The 14,880-nt window shown below is 56.7% G+C and carries 11 protein-coding genes; 3 read left to right on the top strand and 8 right to left on the bottom strand.

Annotated features, from left to right (window positions below; all coding sequences use genetic code 11):
- Window positions 1–297, bottom strand: a 297-nt coding sequence (locus tag Q1Y74_RS11140) for a phospholipase (RefSeq protein ID WP_300814404.1), incomplete at its 3' end; no start/stop codon positions are given.
- A gap of 91 nt (window positions 298–388) precedes the next feature.
- The gene (locus tag Q1Y74_RS11145) at window positions 389–1,630 is read right to left on the bottom strand and encodes a 3-phosphoshikimate 1-carboxyvinyltransferase (RefSeq protein WP_300814405.1); all 1,242 of its coding nucleotides are present in this window, start codon (window positions 1,628–1,630) and stop codon (window positions 389–391) included.
- A gap of 926 nt (window positions 1,631–2,556) precedes the next feature.
- On the opposite strand from Q1Y74_RS11145, the gene Q1Y74_RS11150 reads away from it, so the two are divergent.
- Entirely contained in the window at window positions 2,557–3,762 is a 1,206-nt protein-coding gene (locus Q1Y74_RS11150) for a multidrug effflux MFS transporter (protein WP_300814406.1), read from the top strand.
- Here Q1Y74_RS11150 and Q1Y74_RS11155 read toward each other — a convergent pair.
- From Q1Y74_RS11155 to alaS, 5 genes are all read right to left on the bottom strand, one after another.
- Window positions 3,729–4,121, bottom strand: a complete 393-nt coding sequence (locus Q1Y74_RS11155; protein WP_300814407.1) for a hypothetical protein — start codon at window positions 4,119–4,121, stop codon at window positions 3,729–3,731. The genes Q1Y74_RS11150 and Q1Y74_RS11155 overlap by 34 nt on opposite strands.
- 283 nt (window positions 4,122–4,404) lie before the next feature.
- The gene (locus Q1Y74_RS11160) at window positions 4,405–6,003 is read right to left on the bottom strand and encodes a TrkA C-terminal domain-containing protein (RefSeq protein WP_300814408.1); all 1,599 of its coding nucleotides are present in this window, start codon (window positions 6,001–6,003) and stop codon (window positions 4,405–4,407) included.
- A 210-nt stretch (window positions 6,004–6,213) separates the two neighbouring features.
- The gene (locus tag Q1Y74_RS11165) at window positions 6,214–6,993 is read right to left on the bottom strand and encodes a DnaJ domain-containing protein (RefSeq protein ID WP_300814409.1); all 780 of its coding nucleotides are present in this window, start codon (window positions 6,991–6,993) and stop codon (window positions 6,214–6,216) included.
- A 57-nt stretch (window positions 6,994–7,050) separates the two neighbouring features.
- On the bottom strand, window positions 7,051–8,208 hold the full coding sequence (locus Q1Y74_RS11170; RefSeq protein ID WP_300814410.1) for a Gfo/Idh/MocA family oxidoreductase: 1,158 nt from the start codon (window positions 8,206–8,208) through the stop codon (window positions 7,051–7,053).
- A gap of 152 nt (window positions 8,209–8,360) precedes the next feature.
- Window positions 8,361–10,982, bottom strand: a complete 2,622-nt coding sequence (alaS, locus tag Q1Y74_RS11175; protein ID WP_300814411.1) for an alanine--tRNA ligase — start codon at window positions 10,980–10,982, stop codon at window positions 8,361–8,363.
- A gap of 211 nt (window positions 10,983–11,193) precedes the next feature.
- On the opposite strand from alaS, the gene Q1Y74_RS11180 reads away from it, so the two are divergent.
- Window positions 11,194–12,162: a M23 family metallopeptidase gene (locus tag Q1Y74_RS11180; protein WP_300814412.1), complete on the top strand. Its 969-nt coding sequence runs from the start codon at window positions 11,194–11,196 to the stop codon at window positions 12,160–12,162.
- 40 nt (window positions 12,163–12,202) lie between these two features.
- The gene (locus Q1Y74_RS11185; protein WP_300814413.1) at window positions 12,203–12,577 is read left to right on the top strand and encodes a MerR family transcriptional regulator; all 375 of its coding nucleotides are present in this window, start codon (window positions 12,203–12,205) and stop codon (window positions 12,575–12,577) included.
- A gap of 32 nt (window positions 12,578–12,609) precedes the next feature.
- Here Q1Y74_RS11185 and Q1Y74_RS11190 read toward each other — a convergent pair whose 3' ends face one another.
- Complete coding sequence (locus Q1Y74_RS11190; protein ID WP_300814414.1) at window positions 12,610–14,865, bottom strand: RelA/SpoT family protein; 2,256 nt, start codon at window positions 14,863–14,865, stop codon at window positions 12,610–12,612.
- Window positions 14,866–14,880 lie beyond the last annotated feature (15 nt).

Here is a 14,880-nt window from a genome sequence, read left to right on the forward strand (position 1 = left end):
GAACACGTCGCGGAACTCGTCCTCCTGTTCGGGCGTATAGGCATCGCCTGCCGTGCCGATGTATTGGTCCAGTTCTTCGTCGTCGTAGTATTCCACTTTTTTGCTGACGGCCGCCAGCAGGCTTTCTTTCTCGCACACCTCGTGCTGGCCGCAACATTCCGAGTCCACCTGCACCACCTCGGGCATGGCTTCCAGTTCGCCGCTCTCCACCTGCCGGCGCAGGCGGCGGTTACGTATCATGCCGGCCACGGCGGCCACTCCGGCCAGGACTATCAGACTAACAATGAGTATCCACATACCTTATTTATATATAGAACGCTGCAAAGATACACAGAAATTGGGCATGGAGGGGCACGGCGGACTTAAAAAAGCGGAAACACACCGCTCTTTATCGGCCTTCCGTGTGCTCCGTGATGCCGAATCCCGCCGCGCGCAGGTCGTCCCAGTAGCGGGGATAGGACTTGCTGACCACGTGCGGGTCGTTGATGCGGATGTCCGTGCGGACGAGGCAGGCGGGGGCGAAGGCCATGGCCATGCGGTGGTCTTCGTAGGTGTCGATGGCGGGCTGTGCGTCGGCGGGGCAGCGCTCGCCGTCCCACCACAGGATGCTGTCCTGCTCGGCGTGTATGGCGTAACCCAGTTTCCTCAGTTCGGTGATGAGGGCATGGATGCGGTCGGTCTCCTTGATTTTGAGGCTTTGCAGGCCGCCGAAGCGGAAGGGAACGCCCATGAGGCAGCAGGTGACGACGAAGGTCTGCGCCAGGTCGGGGATTTCCACCAGGTCCTCGTCCAGCCGTCCGGCCGGTTCGCCCTGCCTGCTGAGCCTTACGCCCTGAGGGGTGAACTCCGTCTGCACGCCCAGGCGGGCGAAGAGTTCGGCGCCGCGGCTGTCGCCCTGATGGCTGCGGGCGAAGAGGCCGAGCAGTTCCACTTCGGGGCTGCCCGGAGCAAGGGCGGTCATCTGATACCAGTAGGAGGCAGCGCTCCAGTCGCTCTCCACGCGGAAGGGCGTGTCGCGGTAGCCGCCGGGGGCCACGGCAATGCTGCTCTCCGTCGTCCACCCGGCCTGTGCGCCGAAGTCGCGCATCAGTTGCAGCGTCAGGTTGATGTAGGGGCGGGAAATGATGTGGCCCGTCAGTTGCAGGTTCAGTCCCTGGGGCAGCGCGGCGCCTATCATCAGCAGGGCCGAGATGTATTGCGAGCTGACGTCGCCTGCCAGCGCTATGCTGCTGCCCGCGAGGCGGGTGCCGCCGATGCGCAGGGGCGGGAAGCCCTCGTTGCCCGCATACTCGATGTCTGCGCCCAGTGCGCGCAGGGCATCCACCAGAATGCGGATGGGGCGCTGACGCATGCGCTCGGTGCCCGTAATGGTGTGCGTGCCGGGCGTCACGCTGAGGTAGGCGGTGAGGAAGCGCATGGCCGTGCCGGCGGCGTGGATGTCTATCACGTCGGGCATGTGGTCCAGGGCGCGTATCATCACCTGCGTGTCGTCGCAGTCGCTCAGGTTCTCGGGGCGGGTGCTGCCTCCCGACAGGGCGTGGAGGATGAGCGCACGGTTGCTGATGCTTTTCGAGGCCGGCAGTTGCACGGTGGCGCGCAGTGCGGCGGGGGCAGTGAGTTGGTATTGCATGTCTGTGGTCCTTGCTTTGGTTTGACTGGTGCAAAAATAGAGAAAGGTGAGCGGAGAGGCAAATGAAAAACGCAGTTTTTCGATTTGTCCTCTCCCGAACCGCATCCTATTTTATCTAAAAATAGCGAAAGGTGAGCGGAGCGCCCAATGAAAAACGCAGTATCTAAAAATAGCGAAAGGTGAGCGGAGCGCCCAATGAAAAACGCAGTTTTTCGATTTGTCCTCTCCCGAACCGCATCCTATTTTATCCAAAAATAGCGAAAGGTGAGCGGAGCGCCCAATGAAAAACGCAGTTTTTCGATTTGTCCTCTTCCGAACCGCATCCTGTCTGATGGGAAAAAGTGGTGAAGGAGCTTGAATACGGATGAGACTGTAGCGGATGAAGGCTCCGCACCATGCTTGCATGGCTCTTCTTCCGTGCTTGCATGGCTCTTCCTTCATGCTTGCACGGCTCGCGGACGGTGCTTGCACGGCGGACGACTGTCTCCAGACACTGCCTTCATCCTGCCGTGGAGACGCTAACGGTCGGCTGTGTGCGGGAGAAAGAGCCTTCACACACGCTATTTTTCTGTTTCCTCCGGACTGCCTTCACGCTTACAATCCGAATCTTCGGCACTGATACCCTGCGGTTTGCGGTGAACCTTCGGCCTTCACCGCTTATGTAGGAAAGTGATGCTGCCCTGCGGCTTTCGGGCAACTCTTTTTGCGGGTGAAAGATGGCTGCATGTAACATGGAGAAAAGTGAAATGTAACGTAGGCGAAAGTGAAACCGTCTGACGGCGTATCCAGGAGTCCTGAAGCCTTTCCGTCACCCCCTGTTAACTTCTGAAAATGTTTTCCAAAAAGGGTGATAGGGGATATGGGCAAGTGTTACATGTCGTTGGAATTCGTCGTAACTTTGCCGCGCTTTTAAGTGAAATTGGTTTATGGTAAAAGAAAATTCCAAAGTGTTTTTGTTGATACTGCTGGGTATGCTGACCGCTTTCGGTCCGTTCGTTACCGACATGTACCTGCCCAGCCTGCCCTCGATGGGCGAATATTTCGGCACCACTTCCTCGATGGTGCAGTTGGGTCTGACGACCAGCATGATAGGTCTGGCCGTGGGGCAGTTGTTCTTCGGCCCGCTGAGCGACCGCTATGGCCGCCGTCTGCCTCTGCTGGTGGCCATGTGGCTCTTTATCGCTTCCACCCTGTTGTGTCTGTTCTCGCAGAGTATCGGGCAGTTCGTTGCCTTCCGCTTCGTGCAGGGCATTGCGGGCGCGGGCGGCATCGTCATTTCGCGTTCGGTAGCTACGGACAAGTATGCCGGGCGCGAGCTGGCCAAGATGCTGGCGGTCATCGGCGCCATCAATGGCGTGGCGCCTGTGGCGGCTCCCATTGCGGGCGGCCTGCTGACCGACCTGATAGGGTGGCAGGGCATCTTCTGGATTCTGTTCGGGCTGGGCATCGTGCTGCTGGCGGGGTGCATGCGCTTCCGCGAGTCGCTGCCCCGCGAGCTGCGTTCGGCCGAGCGGTGGGCCGACACGTTCCGCAGCTTCGGCACCGTGTTGCGCGACCGTCGCTACGTGTGCTACGTCCTCCAGATGGCTTTTGCCCAAGGCGTGCTGTTTGCCAACATCGCCTCTTCGCCCTTCATCGTGCAGCAGCATTACGGCTTTTCGGCCTTCGCCTTCAGCCTTTGTTTCGGGGTCAATGCGTTGGCCATTGGCGTGGCGGCCGCCCTGTCTGTCAAGTTCCACCGGCCGGAAAGCTGCACGCTGGCGGGCTGTTGCGGCATGGCCGTCGTGTCCGTGGTGCAGTGTGCGGCTCTTGTGTCGGGATGCAGCTTCTGGGTGTACGAGGGGCTGATGCTGTGCCTGCTGTTCAGCATGGGCATGACATTCACCTCGAGCACGGCGCTGGCCATGGAGAGCCAGCGCGAGCATTCGGGCACGGCTTCGGCTCTGCTGGGAGCGGTGTGCTTTGCCGCCGGCGGTGTCGTTTCGCCTTTGGTGGGCATGGGCAACATCCTTTCTTCCACGGGCATCACCTTCGTGGTCTGCGCCTTCTGCTCGCTGGCCTGCATGCTGGTGGCGTTGGGCCGTCGGCGTTCGCGCCTTTACTTTGCCTTCAGCACCTCCCAGAAGCGTTGAGGCAGGTGGATGTTCTCCACGCTGACGGCATCCCTGAAGAGGGGGGCGATGTCGGCGGGGCGGAATCCGGCGATGCCGCAGCCTATCTCGGTGACGAGAAACGTCAGTTCGCGATGCTCCCGGGCGAAGGCGATGAACTCGTCTACGTAAGGCTTGATTTCGGCAGGTCCGCCGTGCATGGTGGGTATGCCGTAGGTCCGGCCTTGCAGTCCGTTGCCCTGCCCCCACACGGCTCCCCACTTTTTCCAGGCCAGCAGGGCGGCACCTCCGCCGTGGGAGCCTTGCAGATTGCTGCCGAAGACGAAGATTTCGCCCGGCTTCAGTTCGGTGATTCGGTTTGAAGTAGTTCTCTTTTCCATGGTTTTATTTGTTTTTAACTCAACTTTCGCAAGCTCAAGTTGCAGTTGACGAGTAACAAGTTGACGAGTTGACAAGGCGTTTGTAGCGAGCCGTTTCCAACGGCACCTTATTAAAATACTTTATGTTTTCGCCTATCACCTTCCCCCTTCGAGGGGGAGCTGGAGAAGGCTTCCTTTTCACTCCTTTAACACCTTCAACTTTGGCTTCGCCGATTTTCAATTCGCACTTGCGAAACATAAAAAATTGACCATTAACCATTGACCATTAACCATTAACCATTAATCATATCACCGCATTGGCAATAATCTGGATGAACAGAATCAGGAAGACCATGGCAATGGGGTAGACGGTGGCGTAGGCCACGCCCGGAATGTTGCTGTCCGTCATGGAGTCGGCGGCGGCCAGTCCCGGCGTGCTGGTCATGCCTCCGGTGATGGTGCCCAGCAGGTCGAGGATGCTGATCTTGAACACGAACCATCCGGCCAGCACGGCCACCAGCATGGGCACCAGGGTGATGGCGGCGCCGATGCCGAACATCAGCCAGCCGCTCTCCTCGAAGGTGGCCACCAGCGTCCGTCCGGCCGAGGTACCCACTTCGGCCAGGAAGAGCAGCAGGCCCAGCTGGCGCAGCAGTTGGTTGGCGGGGCCCGACATGGACCACAGCACGGGGCCGGTCTTGCCCACGGCGCTCAGCACCAGCGCCACGATGAGGATGCCGCCGGTCAGGCCGGGCGAGAAGGAGAGCGAGTCGGAGAACGAGATGTTCAGCTTGCCGAACAGCACGCCCAGCACAATGCCCAGGGCGATGGGGAAGAAGTCCGTGTCGGACAGCTTCTTGGTGTCGTTGCCCAGCAGGCGGGCCATTGCCTGTATGCCTTCCTTTTCGCCCACCACCGTCAGCTTGTCGCCGAACTTCAGGGCGAGGTCGGGCGAGGGGGAGAGGTCGATGCCGCTGCGGCGGACACGCGTCACGGTGCAGCCGAAGTTCTTCATCAGGTTCAGGTCGCCCAGCTGCTTGTTTATCATGTCTTTCTTGGTGAGCAGCAGCGATTCGATTTCTTGTGTGTCGGCCAGCGGCAGTTCGCCTTCCAGGCGTTCGCCCACCAGAATGGACAGTTGGTTGAGCGACTCGTCGCTGCCCACGGCCTGTATGTAGTCGTTCTCGTGGAGGACGGCGTGGGCGGTGGGGATGGAAATGTCGTCCTGGTGCTTCAGGCGCGAGATGACGGCACCCGTCATGGAGCGTGCGTTGATTTGCGCCAGGCTGCGGCCGAACACCACCGGATTGCTGACGCGGAACAGGCAGGTGGTCAGTTCGGGAAACTCGCCGCGCCGTTCCTTCTCCAGCTTGCGGGCCTCCTGGTCCAGGTCGATGCGCATGAGGCGGGGCAGCAGCTTGACGAACAGAATGACGCCGATGACGCCGAAAGGATAGGCTATGCCGTAGGCGATGGAGGCCAGCGGAGAGTGGGTGCTGTCGATGGCGACGGCCAGTCCCGGTGTGCTGGTCAGCGCGCCGGCTATCAGTCCTACGGTGCTGGGCGTGTCGATGCCGAAGGCATATTTCAGGCCCACGGCCGTGAGCGCGGCCGAGCTGACGATGAGCAGCGTGATGAGTATCAGCGTCTTGCCCTTGCTGCGGAACGAGTCGAAGAAGCCCGGTCCCGCCTGTATGCCGATGGTGAAGATGAAGAGCACCAGTCCGAAGTTGCCCAGTTCTTTGGGGATGACGACTCCGAAGTGTCCGAACAGCAGGGCGATGAAGATGACGGCCGACACGTCGAGCGACAGGCCTTTGATTTTAATCCGGCCCAGCATGAAGCCCAGCGCCACGATGAGGAACAGGGCGAAGTAGGATGATTGTAGCAGGTCTGCAAACATAAGTTCAATGGTATATGATTTAAAGGTAACAAAGGTGCAGGCAAAAGGTTTGGGGCCGAGTAGAGTGTATCAAATGAAGGGACTGCTTTTCTTTAGGTACGGAATAACCTGGAAGTTGCAGATGCTTTTATCCTTCCCCGTTCTTCTTTGTGTTTTCCGTACCTAAAAATAACAGGATGTCTCAATCTCTTTTGATTTTTAGACATGCGCTTACTTCATTCCTCTGGCCTTATATACCTGCTCCTTGGCGTTGTTGATGTTCTGGAACTTCTCTTCGGCAGCCTTGCGGATGTCCTCACCCAGCGTGGCCACCCTGTCCGGGTGGTGCTTCAGGGCCAGGCGGCGGTAGGCGGCGCGCACTTCGTCGTCGGTGGCCGAGGGGCTGACTTCGAGCACCTTGTAGGCCTCTTCCAGCGAGTTGCCGCCCATGTTGAGCATGGATTCCACTTCCTGGGCAGACAGACTCATGTAGAGCGCCACTTCCTTCAGGGCTTCAATTTCGGCCTGGCACACGTTGCCGTCGCTCTTGGCAATGTTGACCAAAAAGTCCAGCAGTTGCAGCCGTTCGCCGTAGGAGAGGTTGGCTGCTATCTGGGCGCCGCAGTCGCGGATGGTGTTTTGGAAGGCCTGCGGGTCGCGGGCATCCATCTGCTTGCTTTCCTCGAAGAGGTTGAGCAGAATCTGCTGTCCCTCGCTGACGGCTTCCTCGCCGAAGTTGACACGCAGGAAGCGTCGGACGAACTCCATTTCGCTGTGCATGATGCGTCCGTCGGCACGGATGATGTACGAAGCCATGACCAGCATGGAGAAAAGGAAACTGTTCCGCTGTCCGGCATACGAGTTGTCTGTGGTGTTTCCTGTACTTTGATAAGTGCCCGACACGTCGAGGCTGGTGTCGAACAAAGAGCCGAGTGCGAATCCTGCCAAGGCTCCCAGCGGTCCGCCGGCCATGAAGCCGATGATGCCGCCAATCCATTTTCCTGCTCCCATATCTATCTGTTTTCTGTGTGAATTGTTCGGATTTCAGCAAGCTGCCGCTTGCGGTGTTTAAAAGAATTTGATAGTCCGCTCTTCGGCAATGGACCGCTTGGACCACGGGCTGACAGAGGTCCATAGAGCCAGGTCGTCGGCCGTTGCCGGATAGATGGCTTCTCCCTTCAGGTCGGCTTCCAGCGCTTTGAGCATGATGAAGTCCATGCCCCGGTGGTGGGTGTCGGTCTGCAAGGCCTCTTCGCCCCACAGCTGCCAGTAGCGGTGGTTGTAGCGTTCCACGTATTTCCCGTCAGGCTCCCACTGCTCGTAGGGGCTGCTTCCTTCGATGTAAATCTGCCGTTGCTCTCCCTGCCAGATGCCTTTGGTGCCCTGTATCTCGAAGTCCAGGCTGCGCGGGCGGGGCAGGGTGGTGTCGTGGGTCAGCGAAATCAGGATGCCGCTTTCGGTCCGCAGCTGGGTGACGATGATGTCTCCCGTCTTGACCGTCTGTTGCAGGTCTCCCCTCAAATCCCTGATGCGTTGCTTCATGCCCACCGCCTTCGAGGCAAACGAGGTCAGAGACTGTATCCGTTCCTTGCGGTTGATGCCCGCTATCATGCAGAGCGGGGCCAGGCCGTGGGTGGGGTAGAGGTCGCCGTTCTCTTCCTGATAGAAGCGGCTCCGCCAGACGCTTTCGGTCTTTTCGCGGTTGCCGATGTTGCCGGCATCGTCCAGCAGCATGTCGCGCAGGTCGTGCCGGTAGCCGCCGCGCATGTAGACAATCTCGCCCAGCAGTCCGGCCTGCACCAGGTTGCAGACGGCCAGGTTCTCGCGCATGAAGAGGGTGTTCTCCAGCGGGTAGACCCGGCAGTTGCGCTTTCGGGCCAGCTCAATCAGAGGCTGGTACTCGTCAATGCTGAGGCCGCCTTTGATTTCCAGTGCCACGTGACATCCTCTTTCCACGCATTGCAGGGCGTGCTTCACGTGGCATTGCCAGGGCGAGGCTATGAAGACCAGCTCCGGACGTTGTTCGTCCAGCATTTCCAGAAAGGCATCCTCGTTCCGGTTGTAGCAGGTCAGACCGGCAGCTTCGGCTTCGGTCAGTCCGGGGTCGGCAACGGCTGTCAAGCGGAAGAAGGGAATCTTCCGTGACAGCCGCAGCAGTTGTTTGCCCCGATAACCGGCCCCGATGAAGGCCGTCGTGACTTGTTTCTGTTTCGGAGTGAATGCCATTTTTTTAGAGCTACAAGTGATTAAGCTACGAGCAACAAGTAAGCTACAAGCTACGAGTTATGAGCTACAAGTTTGAACTACAAACTACAAGCTGAAGTGCCCCCATTTTTCTACAACTCGTCACTCGTAGCTTGTAGCTCGTAGCTAATAATTCAGATTCCTGCCAGTTCCAGCACCTTGTCCGCAGCGGCGCTTACGCCGTCGGGGTTCTTGCCGCCGGCAGTAGCGAAGTGAGGCTGACCGCCGCCGCCGCCCTGCATCAGCTTGGCAGCTTCTTTCACCAGCATGCCTGCTTTCAGTCCGCCGGCTACCAGGTTGTCGCTCAGCATGACGGTCAGTGTCGGCTTGCCTTCAAATACGGTACCGGCCACGAAGAACAGGTTCTCCGTGATTTCTCCACGAAGCTGGAAGGCAATGTTCTTGATGGTTTCGGCGGGCATCATGTGGGCACAGAACTTGATGACCTTCACGCCGTTCACGTCCTTGATGCTTTGCAGGAGTCGTTCCTTCAGCTGGCTTTCCTTTTCTTTCATATATTCTTCCAGCTGCTTTTTCAGTCCGGCGTTCTCTTCAATGTACTTGTGGATGGCACCTGACAGGTCCGGTGCATTGTTGAAGAGGGCTCTCAGGTCGCGCAAGGTGTCCTGGAAGTTGTCCAGCATCTCTTCTACACGGGCTCCCGTGTAAGCCTCGATGCGGCGTACTCCGGCTGCTACAGAACTCTCGGATACAATCTTGACCATGCCGATGTTGCCGGTGGCTGCGACGTGGGTTCCGCCACAGAACTCAACGGACGAACCGAACTGGATGACACGGACGTGGTCGCCGTATTTTTCGCCGAAGAGGGCGATGGCTCCCAGTTCTTTGGCCTCCTCGATGGGGATGTTTCGGTATTCCTTCAAGGGGATGTTGGCACGTATCTTGGCGTTGACCAGGTGCTCTACCTGACGAATTTCTTCGTCGGTCACCTTCTGGAAATGAGAGAAGTCAAAGCGCAGGGAGTCCGGTGTTACCAGCGAACCCTTCTGCTCTATGTGGTCGCCCAGCACGGTACGCAGGGCTTCGTCCAGCAGGTGGGTACAAGAGTGGTTGGCGGCGCAGGCGGCACGTTTGTCGGTGTCTACGCAGGCCATGGTCGGTGCTTCGGGGTGTTCCGGCAACTTCTTGGTGATGTGTATCGGCAGGTTGTTCTCCTTCTTGGTGTCTATCACTTCGATGGTCTCAAATTCGTTCACCAGCACGCCGGTGTCGCCCACCTGTCCACCGCTTTCGGCGTAGAACGGTGTGTAGTCCAGTACAATCTGGTACAGAGTCTGGTTCTTCTGCTTGATTTGGCGGTAGCGCAGGATGGAAACCTCGTATTCGGTATAGTCATAGCCCACAAATTCGGTGGTACCTTCTTTCAGTGTAATCCAGTCGCCGGTTTCTACGGCGGCGGCGTTGCGGGCGCGTTGCTTTTGCTGTTGCATTTCGGCATCGAATTCCTGGGTGTCGGCCGTCATGCCGTTCTCGCGCAGAATCAGTTCGGTCAGGTCGAGCGGGAAGCCGAAAGTATCGTACAGTGTAAAGGTGTCCTTGCCGCTGATTTCGGTCTTGCCGGCTGCCTTGGCTTCGGCCATGGTCTTTTCCAGCAGGCGGATACCTGTTTCCAGTGTGCGGAGGAAGGATTCCTCTTCCTCTTTGATGACCTTGGCAATCAGGTCTTTCTGTGCGTTCAGTTCGGGATAGGCAGTACCCATGTTTTCAATAAGCACGGGCAGCAGCTTGTACATGAAGGCCTGCTTCTGTCCGAGGAACGTGTATCCGTAGCGGACGGCACGGCGCAGAATGCGGCGGATGACGTAACCGGCCTTGGCATTGCCGGGCAGCTGGCCGTCGGTGATGGAGAAGGCAATGGTGCGGATGTGGTCGGCAATCACGCGCATGGCGATGTCTGACTTCTCGTCGTCGCCGTACCGTTTGCCGCTCAGTTCGCCGATGGCCTTCAGCATGGGCTGGAACACGTCGGTATCGTAGTTGGAAGTCTTGCCTTGCAGGGTGCGTACCAGTCTCTCGAAGCCCATACCTGTATCAATTACTTTGGCAGGAAGCGGTTCGAGGCTGCCGTCGGCCTTGCGGTTGTATTGCATGAACACGAGGTTCCAGATTTCAATCACTTGCGGATGGTCCTTGTTCACCAGTTCGCGGCCGGGAACCTTGGCTTTTTCTTCTTCCGAGCGGGAGTCGATGTGGATTTCCGAGCACGGGCCGCAGGGACCTGTGTCACCCATTTCCCAGAAGTTATCGTGCTTGTTGCCGTTCAGGATGTGGTCTTTGGGCAGGAACTGTTCCCAGTAGGAGGCTGCCTCGTCGTCGCGGCTCAGCCCTTCCTCAGGACTTCCTTCAAAGACGGTGGCGTAAAGGTTCTCGGGATTGATTTTCAGGATGTCTACCAGATATTCCCAGGCCCAGGAGATGGCTTCTTTCTTGAAATAGTCGCCAAACGACCAGTTGCCCAGCATCTCGAACATGGTGTGGTGGTACGTGTCGTGTCCCACTTCCTCCAGGTCGTTGTGCTTTCCGCTTACGCGGAGGCATTTCTGCGAGTCCGCCACTCTTTTGTATTTGGCCGGGTGGTTGCCCAGGATGATGTCTTTGAACTGGTTCATTCCCGCGTTGGTGAACATCAACGTAGGGTCGTCTTTAATTACCATCGGAGCCGAAGGCACAATCTGGTGTCCTTTGCTCTCGAAGAAACTCTTGAACGAGTCTCTGATTTCATTTGCAGTCAGCATATTTTATTCAAGTTTTTAAGTTTCGAGGAATTGTGGTTTTTGGGTTTTCAAGTCAGTCCGTTTCAAGGCGTTTTTGCCGTTGTCCGTCAGATTGCAGGCTGCCGGACTTGAAAGCTCAAGGATTCAATAACTTAAAAACTCAAAAAAACTGCGCAAAGATAACTTGTTTTTATTACTTTTGCCTCATCGTCAAGCGAAATATTTCCAAAAGATGCGCAAAGTTTACTACGTTTACAATCCACAGACCCAGACTTATGACCGGATTTATCCCACTATCCGTCAGCGGGCAATGAGCTATCTGCGCCGGTTGTTCATTGGGATGGGACTGGGTGCCGGTTGCTTCATCATTCTGCTGCTGGTGTTCGGTTCTCCTTCCGAGAAAGAACTGCGGAAAGAAAACAGCCGGCTTCAGGCGCAGTACAATGTGCTTTCGCGGAGGCTGGACGAGGCAATGGGCGTATTGCAGGACATCCAGCAGCGTGATGACAATCTTTATCGGGTTATCTTTCAGGCCGATCCCATTCCCGATGCCATCCGCCGTGCGGGCTATGGGGGAACCAACCGTTACGAGCATCTGATGGACCTGGCCGATGCCGAGCTGGTTGTCAATACGACCCAGAAGCTGGATATGCTGACCAAGCAGCTGTATATCCAGTCGCGCTCTTTTGACGATGTGGTGGAGATGTGCAAGAAACACGACGAGATGCTGCGCTGCATCCCTGCCATCCAGCCCATCTCCAACAAGGACCTGAAAAAGACCGCTTCGGGCTACGGCACCCGCATTGACCCCATTTACGGCACCACGCGTTTCCACTCCGGCATGGACTTTTCGGCCAATCTCGGAACGGATGTCTACGCCACGGGCGACGGAACGGTAGTGAAGATGGGGTGGCAGACGGGCTATGGCAATGTCATCATCATCGACCACGGGTTCGGCTACCAGACGTGGTATGCCCACCTGAAGGAGTTCCGCACCAAGCTGGGCAAGAAGGTGGTGCGCGGTGAAGTGATTGGCGGTGTAGGCAGTACGGGCAAGAGTACCGGACCTCATCTGCACTACGAGGTGCATGTGAAAGGGCAGGTGGTCAATCCGGTCAACTACTACTTCATGGACCTGAGTGCCGAAGACTACGACCGCATGATTCAGATTGCCGAGAACCACGGAAAGATGCTCGATTGAGAAGCCGTTTTTTTTTATTGACAACCAATAATCGGAAGCCATGCTGAATACCGACAAGAACCTGAAATTGTATTATTCCATCAGCGAAGTGGCCAAAATGTTCGACGTGAACGAGTCGCTGCTCCGCTTCTGGGAGAAGGAATTTCCACAACTCAGTCCAAAGAAGGCGGGCCGGGGGGTGCGGCAATACCGCAAGGAAGACATCGAGACGCTCAAGCTGATTTATCACCTGGTGAAAGAACGGGGCATGACACTGCCCGGTGCCCGTCAGCGCATGAAGGACAACAAGGAAGCTACCCTGCGCAATTTTGAGATTGTAGACCGCCTGCGGGCCATTCGTGAAGAACTGGTCGGCATGAAGGAGGCACTGGATGCCTTCTCGTCCGAGGACAACACGGAGGAAGCGGGCCAATGATTCCGGCCGGTTGATGGAGCGGGGCGGACGCTTCAGTTTTCGATGCGTGTCACCTGCTTGATGTTCTGAATCAGCTTCAGATTGTTGCAGATGGTGCGCACATCGTCCACATCGTGTACATACAGCTGGATTTTTCCTTCAAAGATGCCGTCGTTGGTCTCGATGGTCAGTTTGCGGATGTTTACGTTCAGCTGGCGTGAAATGACCTGGGTCACTTCATTCAGCAGTCCCATGCAGTCTATGCCCTTGATGTAGATGGTTACCAGGAATGAGAGTTGCTTGTGCATATCCCATTCCGTAGCAATGATTCGGTTGCCGTAACTGCTTTTCAGTCGGGCTGCTATCGGGCATTGCCGTTTGTGGATGATGATGCGGTTCTGGTCGTCCACGTAGCCCAGTACGTCATCGCCCGGTATGGGATGGCAGCATTCTGCCATGATGTAATTTTTCTTGATGGCTTCTTCTGTCAGTTTCAGTATCTGCTTGGTGTTTATTTTTTCTTGCGGTGCGTTTCCTTCCTGCGGCGTTTCGTTTTCCTTGTTTTCCTTGTTTCCGAAGGGGAATTTCAGTAACTTCTTCCAGCCGCCGGGCTTTGCCTTGAAAATGTTCCGGTCAGCGTCTCCCAATATGATTTTCTTGCTTCCGATGGCAATGAGCAGCTCTTCGTGGTTCTTCACGTTGTGCAGTCTTGCCAGTTTGTTCAGGGCGCTGTCATCCTTGGGGATGTCTTCCTTCTGGAGGAACTCTTCCAGTATTTTTTCTCCTTCTTTCAGATGGGTCTTAGCTTCCTTGCGCAGCAGGGAGGCTATTTTGTTGCGTGCGCGGGCCGTGGTGGCATACACTTCCCATTCGGGCTGCACACGCTGCGATTTGGATGTGAGTATTTCAACCTGGTCGCCGCTTTGCAGCTTGTGGCTGAGGGGAACCAGCTTGTGGTTGACCTTGGCGCCGATGCAATGGCTGCCTATGTCGGTGTGCAGGGAGAAGGCAAAGTCCAGTGCCGTACAGTTCTGCGGCATGGTCTTGATTTCTCCTTTGGGTGTGAACACAAAGATTTCCGATGCAAAAAGGTTCAGTTTGATAGTGTCCAGAAAATCGATGGCGTCGGGCTGAGGGTCGTCCAATATCTCCTTGATGGTATGCAGCCATTTTTCCAGTTCGCCTTCGTCCTCGCTGCCGCCTCCTTCCTTGTACTTCCAGTGGGCGGCAAATCCCTGTTCGGCCACGTCGTTCATGCGTTCGCTGCGTATCTGAACCTCAATCCATTGGCCGTTGTTGCTCATCAGCGTGACGTGCAGGGCCTGGTAGCCGTTGGCTTTGGGGTGGCTGACCCAGTCGCGCAGACGGTCGGGGTGAGGCTTGTAGATTTTGGAGATGGATACGTAGATGTTGAAGCAGTCGTTGAGCTCTTCTTCCGGACTGCGTGGTTCGAAGATGATGCGTACGGCCAGCAGGTCGTACACTTCCTCGAAGGGCACGTGCTTGGTCTGCATCTTGTTCCAGATGGAATAGATGGACTTCACACGGGCCAGGATGCGGTACTTCAGGCCCATCTTGTCCAGCTGCACCCGGATGGGGGCGGTAAAGTCCTTGAATACCTGGTCGCGTTCGGAGGCGGTGGCTCCGAGTTTCTTTTCGATGATGGCGTATTCTTCCGGGTGCTCGTACTTGAAGCTCAGGTTCTCCAGTTCGGTCTTTATCTTGTACAAGCCCAGTCGGTTGGCCAGCGGTGCGTAGATGTAGAGGGTCTCGCCTGCAATCTTGTATTGCTTGTTGGGCAGCATGGACCCCAGCGTGCGCATGTTGTGCAGACGGTCGGCTATCTTGATGAGGATGACGCGGATGTCGTCGCTCATGGTGAGCAGCAGTTTCTTGAAGTTCTCGGCCTGTGCCGATGCCTGGTCGCCGAAGATGCCGCCCGAAATCTTGGTCAGCCCGTCTACAATCTTGGCTATCTTGGGACCGAAAATGTTTTCAATGTCCTCCACCGTGTAGTCGGTGTCCTCCACCACGTCGTGCAGCAGGGCGGCACAGATGGAGGTAGAGCCTAAGCCGATTTCGTTGCACACAATCTTGGCCACGGCTATCGGGTGCATGATGTATGGCTCGCCCGAGCGCCGCTTGATGCCCTTGTGTGCCTGGTTGGCAAAGTTGAAGGCTTTGGTGATGATTTCCACACGTTTGCGGTGCTTGGTTGCCAAATAGTCGTTCAGCAACTCCTGAAACGCCTGTTCTATCATTTCCTTTTCAGCATTTTCCCGTTCAATCTGGCTTATATTCTCTTCCATATCCTTCTCTCCTAT

The sequence above is a fragment of the uncultured Bacteroides sp. genome, assembly GCF_949298305.1.
Classification (GTDB): domain Bacteria; phylum Bacteroidota; class Bacteroidia; order Bacteroidales; family Bacteroidaceae; genus Bacteroides.